The sequence below is a fragment of the Geminicoccaceae bacterium genome (genome assembly GCA_020638465.1).
GTDB lineage: Bacteria > Pseudomonadota > Alphaproteobacteria > Geminicoccales > Geminicoccaceae > JAGREO01.
Window position 1 is genome coordinate 656,100 of the sequence record JACKIM010000002.1, and the last position, 19,886, is coordinate 675,985.

Annotated in this window: 21 protein-coding genes; 13 read left to right on the forward strand and 8 right to left on the reverse strand. The window is 59.8% G+C overall.

Translation table 11 applies throughout. From position 1 onward, the window contains the following. Positions 1 to 14: 14 nt before the first annotated feature. The 3 genes from H6851_13425 to H6851_13435 form a co-directional block, all read right to left on the reverse strand. The gene (locus H6851_13425) at positions 15 to 695 is read right to left on the reverse strand and encodes a GntR family transcriptional regulator (protein ID MCB9944603.1); all 681 of its coding nucleotides are present in this window, start codon (positions 693 to 695) and stop codon (positions 15 to 17) included. 151 nt (positions 696 to 846) lie between these two features. Then, positions 847 to 1,287 carry an NfeD family protein gene (locus tag H6851_13430; GenBank protein MCB9944604.1) on the reverse strand — a complete coding sequence of 147 codons (441 nt, stop codon included), beginning with the start codon at positions 1,285 to 1,287 and terminating at the stop codon, positions 847 to 849. Beyond that, the gene (locus H6851_13435; protein MCB9944605.1) at positions 1,284 to 2,333 is read right to left on the reverse strand and encodes an SPFH/Band 7/PHB domain protein; all 1,050 of its coding nucleotides are present in this window, start codon (positions 2,331 to 2,333) and stop codon (positions 1,284 to 1,286) included. The genes H6851_13430 and H6851_13435 overlap by 4 nt, the downstream gene beginning before the upstream one ends. 154 nt (positions 2,334 to 2,487) lie before the next feature. On the opposite strand from H6851_13435, the gene H6851_13440 reads away from it, so the two are divergent. Both H6851_13440 and H6851_13445 read left to right on the forward strand, forming a co-directional pair. After that, positions 2,488 to 3,066, forward strand: coding sequence for a DedA family protein (locus H6851_13440; GenBank protein MCB9944606.1), 579 nt, complete (start codon positions 2,488 to 2,490; stop codon positions 3,064 to 3,066). Positions 3,067 to 3,068: 2 nt separating this feature from the next. Then, entirely contained in the window at positions 3,069 to 3,530 is a 462-nt protein-coding gene (locus H6851_13445) for a disulfide bond formation protein B (GenBank protein ID MCB9944607.1), read from the forward strand. A gap of 35 nt (positions 3,531 to 3,565) precedes the next feature. Here H6851_13445 and H6851_13450 read toward each other — a convergent pair whose 3' ends face one another. From H6851_13450 to H6851_13465, 4 genes are all read right to left on the reverse strand, one after another. Next, positions 3,566 to 4,525: a threonine dehydratase gene (locus H6851_13450; protein ID MCB9944608.1), complete on the reverse strand. Its 960-nt coding sequence runs from the start codon at positions 4,523 to 4,525 to the stop codon at positions 3,566 to 3,568. A 43-nt stretch (positions 4,526 to 4,568) separates the two neighbouring features. Beyond that, positions 4,569 to 5,117: a YceI family protein gene (locus H6851_13455; protein ID MCB9944609.1), complete on the reverse strand. Its 549-nt coding sequence runs from the start codon at positions 5,115 to 5,117 to the stop codon at positions 4,569 to 4,571. A gap of 65 nt (positions 5,118 to 5,182) precedes the next feature. Then, a complete protein-coding gene (locus tag H6851_13460) occupies positions 5,183 to 5,743 on the reverse strand; it encodes a cytochrome b (GenBank protein MCB9944610.1) in 561 nt (186 codons plus the stop codon). Positions 5,744 to 5,945: 202 nt separating this feature from the next. Next, complete coding sequence (locus H6851_13465; protein MCB9944611.1) at positions 5,946 to 6,686, reverse strand: GntR family transcriptional regulator; 741 nt, start codon at positions 6,684 to 6,686, stop codon at positions 5,946 to 5,948. 167 nt (positions 6,687 to 6,853) lie between these two features. Here H6851_13465 and H6851_13470 point away from each other — a divergent pair, with 167 nt between their 5' ends. From H6851_13470 to H6851_13510, 9 genes are all read left to right on the forward strand, one after another. Next, positions 6,854 to 7,897 carry a TRAP transporter substrate-binding protein gene (locus tag H6851_13470; protein MCB9944612.1) on the forward strand — a complete coding sequence of 348 codons (1,044 nt, stop codon included), beginning with the start codon at positions 6,854 to 6,856 and terminating at the stop codon, positions 7,895 to 7,897. 109 nt (positions 7,898 to 8,006) lie between these two features. Further along, positions 8,007 to 10,082 carry a TRAP transporter large permease subunit gene (locus H6851_13475; GenBank protein ID MCB9944613.1) on the forward strand — a complete coding sequence of 692 codons (2,076 nt, stop codon included), beginning with the start codon at positions 8,007 to 8,009 and terminating at the stop codon, positions 10,080 to 10,082. A gap of 310 nt (positions 10,083 to 10,392) precedes the next feature. Then, positions 10,393 to 11,598, forward strand: coding sequence for a mandelate racemase/muconate lactonizing enzyme family protein (locus tag H6851_13480; protein MCB9944614.1), 1,206 nt, complete (start codon positions 10,393 to 10,395; stop codon positions 11,596 to 11,598). A 36-nt stretch (positions 11,599 to 11,634) separates the two neighbouring features. Further along, on the forward strand, positions 11,635 to 11,793 hold the full coding sequence (locus H6851_13485) for a hypothetical protein (GenBank protein ID MCB9944615.1): 159 nt from the start codon (positions 11,635 to 11,637) through the stop codon (positions 11,791 to 11,793). A gap of 56 nt (positions 11,794 to 11,849) precedes the next feature. Next, a complete protein-coding gene (locus H6851_13490; GenBank protein ID MCB9944616.1) occupies positions 11,850 to 12,578 on the forward strand; it encodes a ribonuclease activity regulator RraA in 729 nt (242 codons plus the stop codon). Further along, a complete protein-coding gene (locus tag H6851_13495; protein ID MCB9944617.1) occupies positions 12,575 to 13,060 on the forward strand; it encodes a nuclear transport factor 2 family protein in 486 nt (161 codons plus the stop codon). Before H6851_13490 ends, H6851_13495 begins: the two co-directional genes overlap by 4 nt. Before the next feature lie 16 nt (positions 13,061 to 13,076). Further along, complete coding sequence (locus H6851_13500; GenBank protein ID MCB9944618.1) at positions 13,077 to 14,603, forward strand: aldehyde dehydrogenase (NADP(+)); 1,527 nt, start codon at positions 13,077 to 13,079, stop codon at positions 14,601 to 14,603. A gap of 50 nt (positions 14,604 to 14,653) precedes the next feature. Next, positions 14,654 to 15,559, forward strand: coding sequence for a 5-dehydro-4-deoxyglucarate dehydratase (locus tag H6851_13505; GenBank protein ID MCB9944619.1), 906 nt, complete (start codon positions 14,654 to 14,656; stop codon positions 15,557 to 15,559). A gap of 274 nt (positions 15,560 to 15,833) precedes the next feature. Then, on the forward strand, positions 15,834 to 17,936 hold the full coding sequence (locus tag H6851_13510) for a sodium-translocating pyrophosphatase (protein MCB9944620.1): 2,103 nt from the start codon (positions 15,834 to 15,836) through the stop codon (positions 17,934 to 17,936). 116 nt (positions 17,937 to 18,052) lie between these two features. Here H6851_13510 and H6851_13515 read toward each other — a convergent pair whose 3' ends face one another. After that, entirely contained in the window at positions 18,053 to 18,508 is a 456-nt protein-coding gene (locus H6851_13515; GenBank protein ID MCB9944621.1) for an outer membrane protein assembly factor BamE, read from the reverse strand. Positions 18,509 to 18,778: 270 nt separating this feature from the next. On the opposite strand from H6851_13515, the gene H6851_13520 reads away from it, so the two are divergent. Then, a complete protein-coding gene (locus H6851_13520) occupies positions 18,779 to 19,162 on the forward strand; it encodes a hypothetical protein (protein ID MCB9944622.1) in 384 nt (127 codons plus the stop codon). Positions 19,163 to 19,340: 178 nt separating this feature from the next. After that, positions 19,341 to 19,883, forward strand: a complete 543-nt coding sequence (locus tag H6851_13525) for a DUF177 domain-containing protein (GenBank protein MCB9944623.1) — start codon at positions 19,341 to 19,343, stop codon at positions 19,881 to 19,883. Positions 19,884 to 19,886 lie beyond the last annotated feature (3 nt).

Here is a 19,886-nt window from a genome sequence, read left to right on the forward strand (position 1 = left end):
TGATCCCGGCAGTGTTATGGCGTGCTCTCGGGTTCAACCCAGTGCTGTTCGACATGGGCGTGAAGGTTCATGGTGTGCTCGCGTACCAGCCGCGAGGCGAGTTCGCCGTCGCGGGCCTCGAGTGCCTCGATGATGTGCATATGGTCGACCACCGAACGGCGTACACGGTCGTCTTCCTGCATGGTGCGTGCGCGGATCGCCCGCATGTGCAGGAAGAGACCGGCCGCCATGCTCGACAGCAGGCCACATTTCGACAAGGCGAGAATACGCTGGTGAAAGGCGATGTTCTTCTGGGAGTACTCGTCGATGCGACCGTTGGGATTGCCCGTCAGCTCGCGCAGCCCGGCGATTTCCTCGTTGCTCGCGTGATGAGTCGCCAGCGAGGCGGCCATGCTTTCAAGAGCAGCCCACGCCGTGATCATCTCCAGAATTTCATGTACCGACTTGCGGGCAATGAAAACGCCACGGCGGGGGATGATGTTGACCAGTCCTTCCTGCTCAAGGCGGGCAAGAGCCTCTCGGATCGGGGTACGCGAGATGCACATCTGCTCGGCCAGGCGACGCTCATCCAGGCGCAGATCCGCATCACTGGCATAAATATCCATGCCGGTAATGCCGTTCTTCAGCACCTCGTAGATATGATCCTTGAGGCTGAAACTTTCCTGAATGGGCTGTATGTCCAGCCTTGTCGGCATTGCCGTTCCCTGATTTCGAGCCTGACCCCCTTTCCGTGAGGTCATGGTCTTACCGTATGTGGTATACCATAGACCAAACAAAATTCGCCTGCAATGGTCATCGATCATTTGGCGAGGAAATGATGTGACGGGTTACGGAGCGGACATCCGGTCACTCGGGGGTGGCGGCCTCGACCTCCAGTACGGCTCCCTGAACGGAGATTACCCGTACTCGTGTTCCCGCCGGCAGATCCTGGCCACTGACCAGCCAGGTTCCGTCGCCGACGCGGATCCGGCCACGACCGTCGCTGATGGTCTCGACCAGTTCGAATACCTGCCCGACAAGTCGGTCGCCGCGCTTGTTGAGATTGGGCTGGTCGCTGTTCCTTTCGACACGGCGGCGCAGGGCGAGCCAGACAAGAATGCTGGCGAGCGCCAGAGCCGCGAAGATCAGCGCCTGGGTTTGCCAGTCGATCTCGGGAGCGAAAAAGACAACAGCACCGGTCAGGAAGGCGCCGATTGCCAACCAGATGAAGACAAATCCCGGTGCGAAGATCTCGATGATGGCCAGAATGCCACCTAGTGACAGCCAGTGCCAGAGTGTGAAATTCATGGCGTGTCACTGCCCCATGGACGTGGCGTTGCCGGTGGACGTGCCGCACGCGGTTCGGAGCTCCCGGGAATGGGCGGAACGGCATCCTTGCCGAATGCCTCTTTGGCGATCTCGGCGATGCCGGCAATCGACCCGATCACACCGGTACTCTCCATCGGCAGGATCAGCGTCTTCTGATTGGGACTTGTGGCAAATGCGGTGAGGGCTTCGACGTATTTCTGCGCTATGAAATAATTGATCGACTGGACATTGCCCTCGCTGATCGCAGCCGATACGTAGGCGGCGGCCTTGGCTTCGGCCTCGGCCAGCCGCTCGCGGGCCTCGGCCTCGCGGAACGCAGCCTCCCTATCGCCTTCCGCGCTGAGGATGACCGCCTGCTTCTCGCCCTCGGCATTGAGGATGGCGGACTGTTTTTCACCTTCGGCTTTGAGGATTGCAGCCTGCCGGAAGCCCTCGGCCTCAAGGATGTTCGCACGCTTGTCGCGCTCGGCCTTCATCTGCCGGGCCATCGAATCGACGAGATCCTGTGGCGGCGTGATGTCCTTGATCTCGATGCGGGTGACTTTCACACCCCAGGGAGTGGTTGCCTCGTCGACGACGATCATCAGCTTGGCATTGATGTCATCTCGTCGGGAAAGCAGTTCGTCGAGATCCATCGAACCCATCACCGTGCGGATATTGGTCATGGTGATGTTGAGGATGGCAAGTTCCAGCGATGTCACCTCGTAGGCGGCCTTGGGGGCATCGAGAATCTGGAAGAACACCACGCCATCGACCGTGACCATGGCATTGTCACGCGTGATGACTTCCTGGGAGGGGACATCGAGCACCTGTTCGCGCATGTTGAGCTTGTCGCCGATGCGGTCGATCAGCGGCACGATCAGGTTGAGACCCGGGCGAAGGGTGTGAGTGTACCGGCCGAAGCGCTCGACCGTCCATTCTTCGCCTTGCGGTACGGGTTTCACGCCCATGAAGACGATGATGACGGCCAGTGCGACCATCACCATGACAAAGCCGGAACCGGACAGGATATCGGCTACAAACATGTCATTGCCTCGAATTGATGCACCATGCCTATTCGATTATATGCATATGGTTAAATAAGAACAAATGACATCAACCCCAGCGTCATTCACTTGCCTGTGGGCGAACGAAAGGCTAAGGGCGGGACTGGATCGTCATGGATGTTGAGGTGGTGCCTTGCTACGAGGCCTGTATGACTGGACCATGCGGCAGGCGTCTGCTCCGCATGCAATGTGGAGTCTTGCTCTCGTTTCGTTCATCGAGAGCTCGATATTTCCCATACCGCCCGACATCCTGCTCATTCCCATGATCATCGCCCAGCGCGAGAAGGCATGGAAGATCGCCACGGTCTGCACGGTCTCGTCGGTGCTTGGCGGTCTTGCCGGTTATGCCATCGGAGCGTTGCTGTTCGATACGATCGGTCAGCCACTGTTGCAGTTCTACGGCTATCTCGACAAGTTCGCCGAATTTCAGGGAATGTATAACGAGTACGGCGCCTGGATTGTGTTCGGTGCCGGGATAACGCCGTTTCCCTACAAGGTGATCACCATCGCCAGTGGTGTCAGCGCGCTCGATATCGGTGTCTTCCTGATCGCCTCGATCCTTGCCCGCGGCCTGCGTTTTTTCATCGTTGCGGCACTGATCTGGTATTGGGGACCGCAGATCCAGTCGTTCATCGAGCGCTATCTGGGACTTCTCACGGTTGTCTTCTTTGTCCTTCTGGTGGGGGGATTTGCATTGTTGAAGCTGCTTTGACCATGGTACGGAAAACGCTCATCCTTTCGGCGCTGGCTGCAGCCGGCGCGCTCCTGTCCGCCTACGTCCTGCAATATGGTTTCGGGCTGGAACCCTGTCATCTGTGCTGGCTGCAGCGTTATCCCTATTTCGCCATCATCCCCGTGGCACTGATCGCCGCAATGGCAGGATGGTGGCGCTTCGGCCTGGTGGCGGTACTCATGTTGTTCATCACGGATGCCTCCATTGCCTGGTTCCACGGTGGGGTAGAGGCCGGTATCTTCGCCCTGCCTGAGGGCTGTAGTTCTTCGGTGACGGCATTGACGGTCGATGAACTGCGCGCACAGCTTGCATCGGCCCCGCCGACCTGCGATCAGGTGGCCTTCTCCTTCGCGGGACTTTCCCTGTCAGTATGGAATGCGATCTTTGCCTCGGCAATGTCGCTGGTTGCAGCTGCGGCACTCATTCGTTCGTTCAGATCGTAAACGGTTGACTGATTGCCATTGCGGCCGATCGGAGATCATTCCCCGGCGATGACCGGTCTGAGCCACTCCATGTCGACATTGCCACCGGAGAGGATCACGCCGACTTTCCTGCCCTGCATGGCCTCACGCTCGCAGAGGAGGGCGGCCAGCGGAGCCGCTCCGGCGCCTTCTGCCAGATTGTGGGTATCCGTGAGGTAGTGACGCATGGCTGTACGTACCTGCTCCTCGCTCACCTTGACGACACGTTCCCCGCCCGCACGGATAATCGCCAGCGCGTCGGGATGGGGCACGCGTGTGGCCATCCCGTCGGCAATGGTCGAGGCCGCTGGTGTCGTCACGACCTCGCCGGCCTCGAATGACAGCGCATAGGCGGGCAGTTGTTCCATGACGACACCAACGATCCTGGTCGACAGGCCGAGAAAGTCGCGCGCAGCGATCAGTCCCGACATGCCCGATCCCATGCCGATGGGGACATAGACCGTATGCAGATCGCTGACAGCTTCGAACAGTTCCAGAGCGTAGGTCGAAACGCCTTCGACCAGTCGCTCGTCGAACGAGGGCAGGGGCCATGCCCCCAATTCCTCCCCCCTGCGCGCTGATTCCTCGCGTGCTTCGTCGAAATCGCTGCCGAATTCGACCAGATCGCAGCCGAAGGCACGCATGGCGGCATTCTTTTCGACCGAATTACCGCGAGGAACATAGATTGTCGAAGCCAGCCCCAGGGCTGTCGCCGCGCGGGCTATGCTCTGGCCATGATTGCCACGGGTGGCGGTGATGACGCGCGTGACCTCCGGATGGTTGCGCTTGAGCCAGTCCATGTAGACGAGGCCGCCGCGGATCTTGAACGCTCCGATCGGCGTATGATTCTCATGCTTGACCCAGACCTCGCAGCCAGCCCGCTCGGCGAGCAGGGGCCAGGCAATCTGCGGTGTGGGCCGCATGGAGGCATAGACGACCTTGCGGGCCTGCTCGATGGTGCCTTGCGTCAGCTTCATTCTCGACCCCGGTATCTTTTCATCCAATGACCGCCAGTGGTGATCAAGGCCGGTGGGCGACGATCACGATGTCGACAGGAACCTCATAACCCACCACCTTGTCGCTCGCCCAGTCTCCCTGACCGATGCCGAAGTCCTGCCGGTCGAGCGTCACTGAACCTTCCGCCCTCGCGGTCCTGCCGTCAATGCGGATGGTCATGGGAAGGATGATCTCGCGAGTCGTCCCGCGCAGCGTGAGCCTGCCACGCACGTCGTAGCGATCATCGCCTTTGTCCTCGAAGCGTATGCTTTCGAACAATCCTTGCGGATTGTTCGATGCATCGAACCAGGCCTGACTGCGGATGCCGGAATCGCGCTCTTCATTACCGGTATTCACGCTATCGACCTCGATTTCCGTGCGGACCCGGGCGTCATCAAGAGCCTGCGGGTCGAACCGGATGTCGCTCCCGAAATGGTCGAACTGCCCTTCGACCGGGGATCCCATCTGGGTGAAACGGAAGCCGATGCGGCTGGCGGCTTCATCGACGATCCAGTTTTGCGCTGCGGCTGTGATCGGCAGCAGTGTCATGGTGGCGAGCAGGGCTTTGAGCAAGACGGATCTCCGGGTTGCTGACGGCGAAAGCCGGGGCCAGGCATGGGCGGGTGGGCAGGCTCTCCTCACCTGTTTGATCGTTCTGGCACAATCATTCGCCGCAGGACATTGTCCTTGTCGATAAATTGATGCTTGAGCGCGGCAAGGGCATGCAGGAGGATAAGTGACAGCAAGGTCCAGGCTGCAAGGCCGTGAAGGGTGCCCAGGAGTTCCTGAAGTCGGCTGTCGGCAGGTATCGGCTGCGGAAGGGTGACAAGCCGGAACCAGTTGACCGGAATGGCCGCCGCAGAAGTGTCGAACCAGCCCAGCAGGGGTACGAGCAGTATCAGTGCGTAGAGCGCCCGGTGGACGATTGCGGCCGCCCAACGTTCGTAAGGGCTCATCGCAGCTGGAAGTCCGGGTGTCCCGTGGACGAATCGCCACAACAATCGTGCGATGACGAGCCCCAGCACGGTGATGCCGAGGCTCTTGTGGAAATTGTAGGTCTCGAAGGTGGACGGATCCATGCGTGGCAGATTGCCCATCCTGAAGCCGACCAATGCCGTCAACAGGACCAGTGCGGCGATGCTCCAGTGAAGCAGAATGTGCACAATGCCGTAACCTGTACTGCTGTTGCCGATCTGCATGTGTCACCTCTTGCCTCGGAGGAAATGTCGATGGTTGGCAAGGGATGGATATGTTGACGGCCTGAACAGATCTACATGTAGAAATTCCCATAGTGTTGACGATATGGCCTCAATTGAAACCTGCCAACTCGCGACGATCAATGTCGTTTGGTTTCATGGCAAGGGCGGCGTGCAGTCCACGCGCTACCCCGCAAACGCGAGATCAGGCGAAATACTCGGGTTTTTCGGCACGCAGGACTTCGACCCGCTTCACCGTCTGGCTCAGATGTTCACGTATTGCGTCCTGAGCCGCTTCCGGATCGGCGGCTTCAAGCGCGCCGATGATGGTACGATGGTCCTGGAGAACGTGCGCGATTTTCCCCGACCCCGGCAGGTCGAGGCGACGCAGACGATTGAGGTGACCGGACCGGGATTGCAAGAGGCCATGCAGCCCGGGTTGGCCGACAGCGGCGAACAGGGTCTGGTGAAAGATGTCGTCCAGCTTCTGGAACGATTGCAGTTCTTCGGGATCTCGGGCCAGCGTTTCCTGCATGGTCACGATCGTCTGCAGGCGCTTGATGACCGCCGGATCGCATGAAATGCAGAGCCGCCGCATTACCTCGGTTTCGACTGCGACCCTGAGGAAATGCGCCTCGTGAATCTCCGATGTGACCAGTCTCGATACCATGGTGCGCGATTGTGGGTAGATGTGGACGAGACCTTCGGCTTCCAGCTTCTGCAGGGCTTCGCGTAACGGTGTCTGGCTGACCTCGTATTCACGGGCAAGACTGGCACGCGACAGGACAGTATTTGGTGGCAGATCAAGACTGATGATCCGTTCACGCAGTCTTCCATAGACCCGCTGGACTGCTGGAGAAGCTCTTGAGCCGTGTAGAGTACCAGAGATCCCCGGTGAGGTGGTGTGTGCAAGGGCTTCCGCGATATCGGTGTCGATCCGGTTCATTCCGACTTCCGGCTGCATGTCTCCGCTTCGCTGAAAACAAGTGCGGGTGGTTGATATTGCTACCGAGATTATGAGCGAAAGCCGATTGATTCAACTGAGATACTAATATATCAGCATGCTACCCGCGGGCCAGCTCCGCTGGACGCAAGACCTGGAGGGAGGAAAATATGAAAGCCAAGGCGCTCAGGGGCAGCCTGACGACTGGAATCGCGACGCTCGCCGTCTTCGTCGCGGCAATGTCGGCGGCGGATGCGAAATCGTTGAAGGTTCAGACCTCGGCGACCGCCAGTCACTTCTCGCTCGCCTACCTGAATGAGCATTGGGTGCCGAAACTGAAGGAGATGACGGGCGGATCGCTCGAGATCGAACTGTTGCCGATCGAATCCGTGGTACCGCACCGCGAAACGCCCGAAGCGGTGTCGATGGGGATTCTCGACGGCGACCTTACCTCCATCAACTATTTCGCCGGCAAGGATCCGGCCTTCGCGCTGATGGGTGATCTGATCGCGGCCTGGGACTCGGCCGATCAGATCCAGAACTACTGTGCCAATGGCGGCGGCAAGGAGATGCTGCAGAAGCTTTACGACAAATACGTTCCGGGTGTTCATGTCGTCGGCTGCGGTGCCTATGCCAAGGAGGCGTTCGTCTCCAAGGTGCCGATCGAGAGTGTGGCCGATTTCAAGGGCGTGAAGGTGCGTTCGCCGGAAGGACTCGCTGCGGACGTGTTCCAGCGTGCGGGGGCCGCGCCGGTGTCCCTGCCTGGTTCGGAGGTCTACACGGCACTCGAGAAAGGCGTGATCGACGCTGCCGACAACTCCGCCTACGCCAACAACGATGCCAATGGTCTGCACAAGGTCGCAAAATTTCCGATCTTCCCCGGCATTCATTCCACGCCGGTGCTGCAGTTCACCGTCAGCCAGACAGCCTGGGATGCCATGAGCCCCGCAGAGCAGACCTGCCTGACGGTCTGGTATGAGTCCGCCTACAACGATCTGCGCCGTGCGGTCGATCTGGAGGATCGTCGGCTTGTCGCGCGTGACAAGGCCGCCGGCGATCTCACGATCATCGACTGGCCGCAGGAGGAACGTGACAAGTTTCGTGCAATCGCCCAGGGCGCCTGGGCCGACTTCGCGGCATCGTCGGAGCTCGCCAAGGAAACCTACGACTCCGAGGTCGACTACATGAAGAGTGCCGGGCTTTTGAAGGAATAAGCTTGCGACCACCGTGTTCGGCCGGTCTCGGCCGGACGCGGCATCCGGGCGGTTCTGCCGCCCTCATCGTCAGCTTCGGGGAACGGGGCCGGGCAGGCAGGGGAGTGCCATGAGTTCGAAAGCCGTCGATATCGAAGATACGGAGGTCGAGATCGCAGCCGACGATCCGTTGCATGACGAGGTGGTGCTCGACCGTCGTGATTACGGCATCGTCGATCATATCAGTCACTTTTCCGGCCTTGGCATCAGCATGGTCTATGTCGTTGCCGCGGGTGCCACCTTGTGGGAGGTCTTCTCCCGCTACGTCCTGCATGCGCCTACGTTCTGGGCGTTCGAAGTCGTCATGGTTCTCTGTGCTGCCGCATGGATGGGGTCGGCAGGCTATATCACGCTCAAGCAACGTCATATCGGTATCACTGTGTTCCATCAGCTTGCGGGTGATCTCGGGCGCTGGTGGCTTGATCTCTTTGCGATGATCGTCGGGATCATCGCGCTGTTCCTGCTCCTTAGCGACGCGAGCATCCGCGCCTATTCCTCCATTGCACAAGTTGAGCGTACGGGCTCTGCCTTCAATTCGCCCATGCCGATGATGCTGAAGTCACTCCTCATGGTCGGCGGCTTCCTCTACCTCGCCCAGCTCACCGCGAACCTGCACCGCCATGTCACCGGTAAGTGGCGGCTTGTGGTAAAGATTGTCGCTGCGGTCATGCTCATCTACTTCATCGCCCATATCGTCGCCTTCCTGGGTGGCGATGGCGGCGTGGCAGGGATGGTCACGCACTGGTTCACCGCCATATCGACGGCGATGGATCCTTCTGCCGCACTTGACATGCGCAGTCATTCTCTCGGCTTCATCTCGCTTGTCATGGTCGCGATTCTCGTTGCGCTGATGATGACGGGGATGCCGCTTGGTATCGTCACGCTCATCGTGTCGGTCCTGATGGCCATCGCATTTTTTGGCCCACGCGGCCTCTACCTTGTCGCAACCAATGCTGCGGGGCTTCTCGAACACTATTCGCTCGTCGCAATTCCGTTCTTCGTCCTGATGTCGGCGATCCTTGAACGTGCGGGCATCGCCGAGGATCTGTTCGATGCGATGTCGATCTTTGCGGGCAACCTGCGCGGTGGGGTGGCGGTGCAGACAGTCGTCGTCGCGGTGATCCTCGCCGCGATGTCCGGTGTCATGGGCGGCGAGATCGTGATGCTGGGGCTTGTCGCCCTGCCTCAGATGTTTCGGCTCGGCTACAACAGGCGGCTGACCATCGGCCTGATCTGTGCGTCCGGTGCGCTCGCCACGCTCATCCCGCCTTCCATCATCATGATCGTCTATGGCCTCTCGGCCGAGGTCGGCATCGGTGATCTGTTCATGGCCGGAGCCGTGCCGGGCATGATGCTTGCCGCTCTCTATGCCGGATACGTCCTCGTCCGCGTGAATCTCAACCATTCGCTCGCTCCTACCGCCGCCGAGGTTGCGAAGATGACCGGCAAGGAGAACAGGCTGTCGAAAGAGCGGATGACGGCGGTGATCCTCTGCATCATCCTGATAGCGAGCGTAATGGGTTCGATCTACGCCGGCATTGCCTCGGTCACGGAGTCCGCCGCACTCGGCGTCATTGGCGCGATGTTCGTGGCTGCCGTTCGCAATCAGTTCCGTTGGGAAATACTGCAACCGGCCTTCGTCGGGTCGATGGCCACGGTGGGAACGATCGTCTGGCTGGTGCTCGGGGCGGTCAGCTTCGTCGGCATCTTCAACCTCGTCGGTGGCGGCCAGTACATGCGCGATATCTTCCTCGGTCTTGGTCTTCCGGCGATGGGTACGATCATCGTGATGATGGCCGTTCTCGTCGTTCTCGGCACGTTCATGGAATGGATTGCGATCGTCTTCATCACCGTACCCGTTTTCGCGCCGGTGGTCATGTCGCTTGCCCCGGAACTTGGGTTGACTGCGGATCAGGCGAAGGTCTGGTTCGGCATACTCTTCGTGATGAACATCCAGATCTATTTCCTTTCGCCACCTTTCGGCCCGGCCTGTTTCTGGCTGAAGTCGGTGGCTCCCAAGGACGTGACCCTGCAGGAGATATTCATTTCGGTCCTGCCCTTCATCGCCCTGCAGATCTTTGGTCTGGTGCTGGTGATGATGTTCCCCCAGATCGCTCTTTGGCTACCTGAAGTACTTGCGAAGTGAGGTGTTGAGATGATCGGACGCGACAGCAAGGACGATATGAACTGCTATGGGGTTTGGCCCTATGTGATGGGGTTCGTGGTCGCCGGGGCAATATGCTTCATCATGTTCGGGTTGGCGAAGAGCATCGGGAGCGCCTGACGGTGAGGAAGAACGACGAGAAACGGGGATCGGCCCGTCGGATGGCACGCGACGATCTCGGATCGTTCAGTCACTGTTCCCACATGATCCAAGAGGATTCCGGGCAGGAGTTCAGTGAGCCCATTCCTCGTTCCAAATCCTGTGATTCCATTCCAGAATCGGCGATCAACTGATGGCACTCGATCTTTCCAGGCGACGTATACCCGCCCGCCAACCCTTTGGAAGCAATATACGTGGCCCTGCCAGCCAGGACGCGCTTGCCGGGTTGAAGGTCAGCCATATTGTGATTCCGCTGAAATTTGCGCTGTCCGATGCCAAGGTACTGACGGGACGCCAGTCGCCGCTGTCGGCAGTGGATATTCTCGCGGTCGAGGCGGTCAGCGAGACGGGGCATCAGGGTATCGGCTTTTCCTACACATTGCGCGCTGGCGGAGCGGGAATGTTCGCGTTGGCCTGCGAGATCGCGCCACGGATCATGGGGCATGATCCGAATGACATAGATCGGCTGTGGGAGCTTCTCCGCTGGCAGACCAACAGCCTCGGGCGCGGGGGCATGTCCTACCAGGCGATCGGGGCTTTCGACACCGCGCTCTGGGACATGAAGGCGAAACGAGCGGACCTGCCTCTGGCCAAACTGCTGGGTGCGCATCGCGACAGCCTGCGCATCTACAACTCCGAAGGTCAGTATCTGCAGGCCAGCGTTGCCGAAATCAAGTCCGCCGCCGACCGTTCGATCGGGATGGGCATCGGCGGGATCAAGATGAAGGTCGGCCAGCCGGACGGGCAGGAAGATCTCAAGCGGATCGTCATGCTGCGCAATCACCTTCCCGACGAAATTCCGCTGATGATCGACGCCAATCAACAATGGGACCGCAGTTACGCGCTACAGTTTGGCAAGGTTGTGGACGACCTGGGGCTGGGTTTCATTGAGGAGCCGCTCGACGCACTCGACTATGAGGGGCACCGGATGCTGGCCGATTCCCTGGCTACGCCCATCGCTACCGGCGAGATGTTGACCTCGCTGGCGGAGGCGAACCAGCTGGTACAGGCTGGCGGCTGCGACATCAGCCAGGTCGATGCGCTGCGCATCGGTGGCGTGACGCCGTTTCTCAAGGCCATGTCCATGGCCGAAGCCTGTCGTGTACAGATTGCGCCGCACTGGGTAATGGAACTGCATGTCCATCTTGCCGCAGCCTTTCCCGAGGAACCATGGATCGAGCATTTCCAATGGCTCGAACCGCTTTTCGAGGAGCGGCTGAAGATCGGGGACGGGCGTGTCGCCGTGCCTGCAGGTCCGGGGCTTGGCCTGACATTCAGCGGGCAGGCGCGCGATTGGACGCAGGGTACATGGTCGACGGGCAAGGTTGTCAAGGAATGAAGGGCGACATATGGAACAGGATAACAGAAAGAGCTCATGACCGGTCGCGGCAATGTCGGGGGCTTCCTCGATGATATCGTCGACGAGATTGCCGAGGAAGCATGCAAGATGACCGTCTGTGAGAATTTTGCTGCCGGGCAGGTCAAGTCGGTGAGACAGTTATCGGTCTCTTCCCATGCCATGCACGAAGGATGAACATCTTGCAACATTCGCTCTAGCTATCCGACGAGTCCATTGCAGGCAGTATGACGATGATTGATATCAAGTCCGACATTTTCGACAAACTGAGAAAATGCAGTCAGGGCACTTTGACGACGCAACTCTTCCGGCGCGGTTACCGTCAGCAGTTTCTCGTGGGCATCACGCCTATGAACAGGAATGCGGGCCGCTTCGCGGGGGAAGCCTTCACGCTTCGCTTCATCCCTTCGCGCGAGGACAAGGACTGGGATCTTGGTGATTTGAGGAAGCGCGGTGAGGACAATCTGCAATGGGAGGCCATAGAAGCCATCGAAGCGGGGCAGGTCCTGACGATTGATAGCCGCAACGATCCGCGCGCGGCATCGGCCGGCAACATGCTGATGACCCGGATGATGCGCAAGGGAGTCGCGGCCGCGGTCACCGACGGCGCCTTCCGCGACGGGGCGGAGATCGCGCAGATGCCTTTCCCCGCCTACGCCCGGGCCAATACCGCCTCGACACGGCCCGCGTTCCATCGTGCGGTCGGGATCAATGAACCGATCGGTTGCGCCGGGGTGGCCGTCTATCCGGGTGACATCGTCGTTGGTGATGCCGATGGTGTGACGGTGATTCCCCGGGCGATCGCTGCCGAGGTGGCCGAGGAGGGGTGCGAGCAGGAACTGCGCGAGGCATTCCTTTTCACGAAGATTGATGCGGGCGAGCCGCTATGGGGCAATTACCCTGCAAACGAGGCGACTCTGGCCGAATTCGAGGCATGGAAGAAGGCGGGCAACAGGCTATGACTCCCGCTGCAAAAGCCGAGGCACTGATCCGGCACTATTTCGATATGTGCAATGCCGGCGACCGGCAGGGTCTGATCGACTGTTTTACACCCGACGGGACGCACTATTTCCCGCCTGGTTTGCCGGGTGCGCCTTGGCGGGGAGCCGGGGCGGTCGCTGATGGATGGGTGCGATGCGTCGAGGCACTTGGCTCGAAATGGACCATCGAAAAGGTGCTCTGTGCGGCCGACGGACGTGAAGCGGTGATCGAGTGGACACACTGGAAGACGGCCATCGGCGAAGTACTGCGCGGCGATGAGTGGTACGCCTTCAACGAGGACATCACAAGGATACGCGAAATTCGCGCCTATTACGCCAGCCCGGTGGACAGGACCATGGCCGAAAACAGGCTGCACGGTTTCGATTACGAAGGGCGTGGCTATCACATGGCGCCACCTGAACTGCCGGAACGGAATGGGCCCACTCTGCCAGGCGATGATTGAAGGAAGGATCGAGGACATGCTTGACAAGGTTTTCACACCTCATGGACGTCATCTGGTTTCGGGCGAATGGGTCGGTGGTGGGGCGACGTTTTCCTCGGAGCCGGCGCACGGGGACGCACATGACTTCTCCGTTGGTACGGTGGATCTGGTGGATCGTGCGGTTCAAGGCGCGGAAGAGGCATTCTGGTCATATGGCTATTCATCGCGCGAGGATCGTGCGGCCTTCCTGAACATCATTGCCGACGAGATCGAGGCACGGGGTGACCAGATCACCGCGATCGGCAGTTCGGAGACTGGCTTGCCGGAAGCCCGGCTGCAGGGCGAGAGGGCCCGCACGACCGGTCAGCTCCGGCTCTTTGCCGATTATATTCTCAAGGGCGACTATCTCGACCGCCGCCACGACCCGGCGTTGCCCGACCGTCAGCCGCTACCGCGACCGGATATCAAGCTCGTCGAGCGCCCCATCGGTCCGGTGGCTGTCTTCGGAGCCTCGAACTTCCCGCTCGCCTTCTCGACCGCCGGAGGTGACACGGCGGCAGCGCTTGCCGCTGGCTGCCCGGTCGTGGTGAAGGGGCATTCCGCCCATCCTGGCACGAGCGAGGTCATGGCGGAGGCTGTGCATGCCGCGATCAAGTCCTGCGGTATTCATCCCGGGACCTTCTCCCTCATTCAAGGGGGGCGGCGTGACGTGGGCACTGCCCTCGTCACTCATCGCTTGATACGGGCCGTGGGTTTCACGGGCTCGCTTGCTGGAGGGCGCGCGCTTTTCGATCTATGTGCGGGCCGCCCGGATCCCATTCCGTTCTTCGGGGAATTGGGGAGCGTCAATCCGATGTTCCTGCTGCCGGGCGCACTAGCTGCGCGGGGGGCGGAGATCGCCAGAGGCTGGGCTGGAAGCCTCACGATGGGTGCGGGCCAGTTCTGCACAAATCCCGGTATTGTCGTGGTCATAGAGGGGCCTGACGCGACAGCCTTCACCAAGGCTGCGACAGAGGCGCTGGATCCCACGTCTGGCCAGACCATGCTGACTGACGGCATCGCGTCTGCCTACCGGCAGGGGCGTGACCGCATTGCCGGAACCAGCGGCGTACAGGCGGTGCTGACCTCGACATGCGATCTTAGAACAGCCACGCCCTATCTTTTTGCCACGACCGGGGCAAACTGGCTTGCCAACCACGCGCTTGGGGAGGAGGTCTTCGGCCCCCTCGGCCTGATCGTGAGGGTGAAGGATGCAAACGAGATGGAGGAAGTCGCCCGCAGTCTTGAAGGACAGCTGACCTGTACGCTGCATCTTGACGAGTCCGACACCGGTCTCGGCCAGCGCCTGATGCCCATTCTCGAGCGGAAAGCCGGCCGGGTACTCGCCAATGGCTTTCCGACTGGCGTCGAGGTCTGCAATGCGATGGTTCACGGAGGTCCTTATCCAGCCTCGACAAACTTCGGGCACACCTCCGTCGGAACGCTATCCATCCGTCGTTTCCTGCGGCCCGTGTCATTTCAGGACGTCCCCATGGCACTGCTGACAGAGGACTTGAAAGGGTGACGATGCGGTGCCGCTTCGATGATCCTGACCGTTGAAAAGAAGACGATTCCATGATTGCTCCAGACGAACTGCGTTCCATCATCCGTACCGGCCTCCTGTCTTTTCCAGTGACATCGTTCGACGAGAACGACACATTCGACCCAGAGGCATTCTCGGAACATCTCGAATGGCTTTCGACCTATCCGGTCGCGGGGCTCATTGTCGCAGGTGGGACGGGAGAGCTTTTCTCGCTGACGCCTGCCGAGGTCGTGAACATCGTGAAGACCGCCAAGCAGGTGCAGCCCGACGCGCCGATCCTTGCCGGCTGTGGCTATGGCACGAAGCTTGCGTGCGAGATGGCACGCGGCATCGAGGCAGCGGGTGGTGACGGTATACTGCTTTTGCCGCACTACCTCATCAGTGCGCCACAGGACGGGATCGAGGCGCATATCCGCGCCGTCTGCCAGTCTACCAATATGGGCGTCATCGTCTACAACCGCGGCCAGAGCCGTGTGTCGGCCGAGACACTGGCGCGGTTGGCCGAAAGCTGCCGGAACCTCATCGGGTTTAAGGACGGTACCGGCGACATCGATGCAGTGCGGCGCATCACCATCGAGAACGGTGACCGGCTGGCCTATATCGGCGGCATGCCGACGCATGAGCTTTTCGCTCAGGCCTTCCACGGAGCCGGGGTCGACACCTATTCGTCGGCTGTCTTCAATTTCGTTCCCCGAACGGCGTTGGAATTCCACAAGGCATTTCAGGCTCATGACGATGAAAAATGCGAGGCGATGCTGCGCGACTTCTACTATCCCTTCGCAAGGATCCGCGATCGCAAGGCCGGCTATGCCGTCTCGGCGATCAAGGCGGGCGTGGCGTTACGCGGCTTTCGGCCCGGCCCGGTGCGTTCGCCTCTTGTCGATCTGACGGAGGAGGAGCGAGCGATGATGGCCGATCTCATCAGGGATCGGTCGTGACGGTTTCTTGCCTGCCACTTTGTGACAGAGGCGAGTGGCCCAGTCTGAGAGGGACTGTTTCGTGGATTGAGTCCACGATTCCATGCGTTATCGCCCGGCAACTTCAAACCGGATTTACGCGGTCGGCGATGGACATCACCCATCCACGAGGTTAAACGGCAGGGCGGGTACAGGTTTCGGTCCTCCGATCTTTCGGGCCGCTACCGGTTTTTCTGTCAGCACACCGGAACGACCAAGTCAGGGCCGGCCGGTAAGGACTATCGAGGGAGAACGTATGTCGGGGCTTGAGTGGTTCCTTTTCGTGGTCGTGGTGGGGTGTGGCTTTGCGGGGGTCGCGTATGGTGTGGTCACCCGCAATCTGGTGCTTGCGATGCCGGCTGGCAATCCGCGCATGCAGGAGATTGCCAGCGCCATCCAGGAGGGCGCGCGCGCTTACCTGAACCGTCAGTACATGACGATTGCCGGCGTCGGCGTGGTCATTTTCCTGCTCTTGTCGGTCTTTCTCGGTATTCCGGTGGGTATCGGTTATCTGATCGGTGCCGTTCTGTCGGGCTGTGCCGGCTACATCGGCATGAATGTATCGGTGCAAGCCAATGTCCGCACCGCGCAGGCAGCAGCGGAATCGGGGCTTGCGAAGGGGCTTGACGTGGCGTTCAAGGCAGGCGCCGTCACCGGTATGCTGGTGGTGGCCCTGGGCCTTTTGGGCGTGGCCATCTACTACGGCGCCCTGCTGATCTTCGGTGCGGAACAGCGCACGATTCTCGAGGCCCTCGTGGGTCTTTCCTTCGGTGCTTCGCTGATTTCGATCTTCGCCCGTCTGGGTGGCGGCATCTTTACCAAGGGTGCTGATGTCGGTGCCGATCTGGTCGGAAAGGTCGAGGCCGGAATTCCGGAAGACGATCCACGCAATCCGGCCGTGATCGCTGACAATGTCGGTGACAATGTCGGCGACTGTGCCGGCATGGCAGCCGACCTGTTCGAAACCTATGCGGTGACCGTTGTCGCAACCATGCTCCTGGGGGCGATCTTCTTCACCGGTGAGTCGTCCTCCACCCTTATGGTCTATCCTCTGATCATCGGCGGAATCTGCCTGATCGCATCCATCGTCGGCACTTACCTAGTCAAGCTGGGTTCCGACAACAACATCATGAAGGCGCTCTACAAGGGGTTCTGGGCAGCTGCCGGCATTTCACTGGTGGCTCTCTTCCCCTTCACCGCACTGGTTCTCGGGATCGGAACCGAATACACGACCAATACCGGTACGGTATTTACCGGCATGGACGCGTATTTCTGCACCATCGTCGGCCTTGCGGTTACCGGTGCGCTGATGTTCATCACCGAATACTACACGGGCACGGAATATCGCCCGGTGAAGTCCATCGCTCAGGCGTCGACCACCGGCCACGGCACGAACGTGATCCAGGGGCTCGCCATCTCCATGGAAGCCTGCGCCATGCCGGTCCTCGTGATCTGTGCCGGTATCCTCATTGCCTATCTGCTGGCGGGGCTCTATGGGATTGCCATTGCGGCAACAACCATGCTGGCCCTGACGGGTCTCGTCGTCTCGCTCGACGCCTACGGTCCGGTCACTGACAATGCCGGTGGTATTGCGGAGATGGCCGAGCTTCCGGCCGAGGTGCGGGTCACGACGGATGCGCTGGATGCCGTTGGCAATACCACCAAGGCCGTGACCAAGGGGTATGCCATCGGATCGGCAGGTCTTGCCGCACTGGTGCTCTTCGCAGCTTATGTCGAGGATCTGCGGCACTACTTCCCCGATCTGAATATCAACTTCTCACTGAGCGATCCCTACGTTGTGGTCGGTCTCTTCATCGGCGGTCTTCTCCCCTACCTGTTCGGTGCCATGGGCATGCAGGCCGTGGGCCGGGCAGCCGGTTCGATTGTCGAGGAGGTACGCCGGCAGTTCCGCGAGAACAGCGGGATCATGGCCGGTACGTCGAAGCCTGATTATGGCCGCGCCGTTGACCTTCTCACCAAGGCCGCCATCAAGGAAATGATCATTCCTTCGCTGCTGCCCGTTCTTGCTCCGGTGGTGGTCTATTTCGTCATCGCCGGTATCGCCGGTCAGGCGCAGGGCTTCACTACCCTGGGTGCGATGCTTCTGGGGACCATCGTCACAGGCATCTTCGTCGCCATCTCGATGACATCAGGTGGCGGTGCCTGGGACAACGCCAAGAAGCTCATTGAGGAAGGCCATCATGGCGGGAAGGGCTCGGAGGCGCACAAGGCGGCCGTTACCGGCGATACTGTCGGCGATCCCTACAAGGACACCGCCGGCCCAGCCGTCAATCCGATGATCAAGATCATCAATATTGTAGCCCTGATCATCCTGGCAGCGCTCAGCGTCGGCCACTGATCGGGAAATACGGCAGGTTGCCAAGTGGAGAAAGGCCCGGTCGATGAGGACCGGGCCTTTTCGCATATCCACGATCGGACAAGGTCATTCATCACCGTGGAGAAGATGGCAAATGGTCAATTGCCGCCAACCGGTCCATCACGATCGCTGAAACGACCGATATTGCCGACCAGCTGTTCGACAAGGGAAAGTTCCTTGCCCAGCGTGCGCGTCTCGTCCGACGACGGTACCACGTCGACGGCATCATCGAGGGTGCGTTGATCGATGCGGTTGACGATACCCCGCTCATCGAAGGCGATGACCACCACATCCTGTGCCGTGATTTCCGATTGGTAGAATGATTCCTGTTCCGTAGTCTGGGAAACATAATACCAGTCATTGTCATCGAACGTACCAATGGACGAAGGCGACCCCATGACCCGCAGCACCTCCTCCTTCGAGGTCTCGCCCGGGACGACTTCCGTAAGCAATTGCCGGTCGAGCCGATAGCCATGCAGCTTGACCGTGGGCGTACATGCCGTCATCACCACCGCCAGGGAAAGGGCGATGCCCGCATGGCGGAGAAAGGCCACGCGCCGGCTATTTCCCGCTGTCGAAACTGGACCAACGTCTCGGTGGAGCAAGTTGTGCATCCTTTATCTGCCAGGATTGATCGCGCGTTAGCACGGATGAGTTGATTGAGACAAGCAGGGTGGTTTTACCGGTTCTGGAGCAAGCACAGGGACCGCACGAGGTTGCGCGACTGCGCGGCTCGATTATACACTGATGTCGTGCGTGAAGCACGACGTTCGTTTTTCTATTCGCACCTTGGTGTACCTGATACAAGTGATGGCCGGCTTGAGATGATCATGATCACCGCCGCTTTGGTCATTCGTCGGCTGAAACGCGATGGCGCAAGGGGTGAAGAACTCGCGCAGGCGCTGTTCGACCTGATGTTTGCCGATATCGATCGCAATTTTCGCGAGCAGGGTGTTGGCGACCTTTCCGTGGGTAAGCACGTGAAAAGGGCGGCTGCCACATTCATCGCGCAGACAGCACATCTCGAAATGGCACTTGCCAATGAAGATATGGTAGCACTCACGGCGACGATCCGGAGAAATATCGCTACCACGAACGACATGGCTGGGGTTGCCCGGGCAGTGATCGATTATGATTCAAAATTGAACGAGTGGCCATTCGGACAACTTGAAATGGGAACTCTTCCCGAGCAAAGGCAAAGTGATTGACCCGGTTGAGGCGAATGCCTAACGGTCTTTCCCAAAGTGCGAAAAGGGCGAAGAACATGACGGGTGCGATACCAGGTCGCTTCTGTTCGCCGGTTGCGGGCAGGCAAAGCTGCATTGTGGTCGCTTCAAGGTGGTTTTGCGATGATGCCATGGCAGGCTTGAGCGGAGTCGGCCGGAAATGAATGAACTGACGCGACTGGCTTCACTTGAGGATTTGCCGGTAGCTGGGCGAACGATGGAGATTTTCGCCGATCCGGTCGAACGGGCTTCAATCGCCCGCAGGCTCGACCTTGCCGGTCTGGGCCGGTTCGAAGCCCGCTTGCATCTCTCGCACGGTCCCCGAGAGGGTATCGTCATCCTGCGAGGTAATCTCGAGATCGACGCCACCCAGACCTGTGTGGTCACGCTCGATCCCGTGGCGATGATCATGGAGATTCCGATTGAACGCTATTTCAGCCTCTGCGGTCGTTCGGACGACGATGGAGACCATGCCGGGGAGGATGAAGAGATCGTTGTAGGCATTGACAATGAGGAGCCCGAACCCTTGGTCAACGGCCTGCTCGATGTGGGTGAGATAGCCGTCGAGGAACTTTCCCTTTCACTCGATCCCTATCCCCGCTCGCCGGGCGCCGATGAGATGATGCGGAGGTTTCAGGAAGACAATATTGATCCGAACGGCCCGTTTGCCAGGCTGCGCAGCTTGCGTGACGGCGGGCACTGAACG

Bases quoted from the DNA above. Each gene is read 5' to 3' on its own strand.
- H6851_13465 (MCB9944611.1), bottom strand. From the start codon at position 6,686: ATGAACCGGATCGACACCGATATCGCGGAAGCCCTTGCACACACCACC.
- H6851_13445 (MCB9944607.1), top strand. From the start codon at position 3,069: ATGGTACGGAAAACGCTCATCCTTTCGGCGCTGGCTGCAGCCGGCGCG.
- H6851_13475 (MCB9944613.1), top strand. From the start codon at position 8,007: ATGAGTTCGAAAGCCGTCGATATCGAAGATACGGAGGTCGAGATCGCA.
- H6851_13520 (MCB9944622.1), top strand. From the start codon at position 18,779: ATGATCATGATCACCGCCGCTTTGGTCATTCGTCGGCTGAAACGCGAT.
- H6851_13470 (MCB9944612.1), top strand. From the start codon at position 6,854: ATGAAAGCCAAGGCGCTCAGGGGCAGCCTGACGACTGGAATCGCGACG.
- H6851_13430 (MCB9944604.1), bottom strand. From the start codon at position 1,287: ATGAATTTCACACTCTGGCACTGGCTGTCACTAGGTGGCATTCTGGCC.
- H6851_13460 (MCB9944610.1), bottom strand. From the start codon at position 5,743: ATGCAGATCGGCAACAGCAGTACAGGTTACGGCATTGTGCACATTCTG.
- H6851_13505 (MCB9944619.1), top strand. From the start codon at position 14,654: ATGATTGCTCCAGACGAACTGCGTTCCATCATCCGTACCGGCCTCCTG.
- H6851_13490 (MCB9944616.1), top strand. From the start codon at position 11,850: ATGATTGATATCAAGTCCGACATTTTCGACAAACTGAGAAAATGCAGT.
- H6851_13450 (MCB9944608.1), bottom strand. From the start codon at position 4,525: ATGAAGCTGACGCAAGGCACCATCGAGCAGGCCCGCAAGGTCGTCTAT.
- H6851_13435 (MCB9944605.1), bottom strand. From the start codon at position 2,333: ATGTTTGTAGCCGATATCCTGTCCGGTTCCGGCTTTGTCATGGTGATG.
- H6851_13480 (MCB9944614.1), top strand. From the start codon at position 10,393: ATGGCACTCGATCTTTCCAGGCGACGTATACCCGCCCGCCAACCCTTT.
- H6851_13510 (MCB9944620.1), top strand. From the start codon at position 15,834: ATGTCGGGGCTTGAGTGGTTCCTTTTCGTGGTCGTGGTGGGGTGTGGC.
- H6851_13495 (MCB9944617.1), top strand. From the start codon at position 12,575: ATGACTCCCGCTGCAAAAGCCGAGGCACTGATCCGGCACTATTTCGAT.
- H6851_13425 (MCB9944603.1), bottom strand. From the start codon at position 695: ATGCCGACAAGGCTGGACATACAGCCCATTCAGGAAAGTTTCAGCCTC.
- H6851_13525 (MCB9944623.1), top strand. From the start codon at position 19,341: ATGAATGAACTGACGCGACTGGCTTCACTTGAGGATTTGCCGGTAGCT.
- H6851_13485 (MCB9944615.1), top strand. From the start codon at position 11,635: ATGACCGGTCGCGGCAATGTCGGGGGCTTCCTCGATGATATCGTCGAC.
- H6851_13500 (MCB9944618.1), top strand. From the start codon at position 13,077: ATGCTTGACAAGGTTTTCACACCTCATGGACGTCATCTGGTTTCGGGC.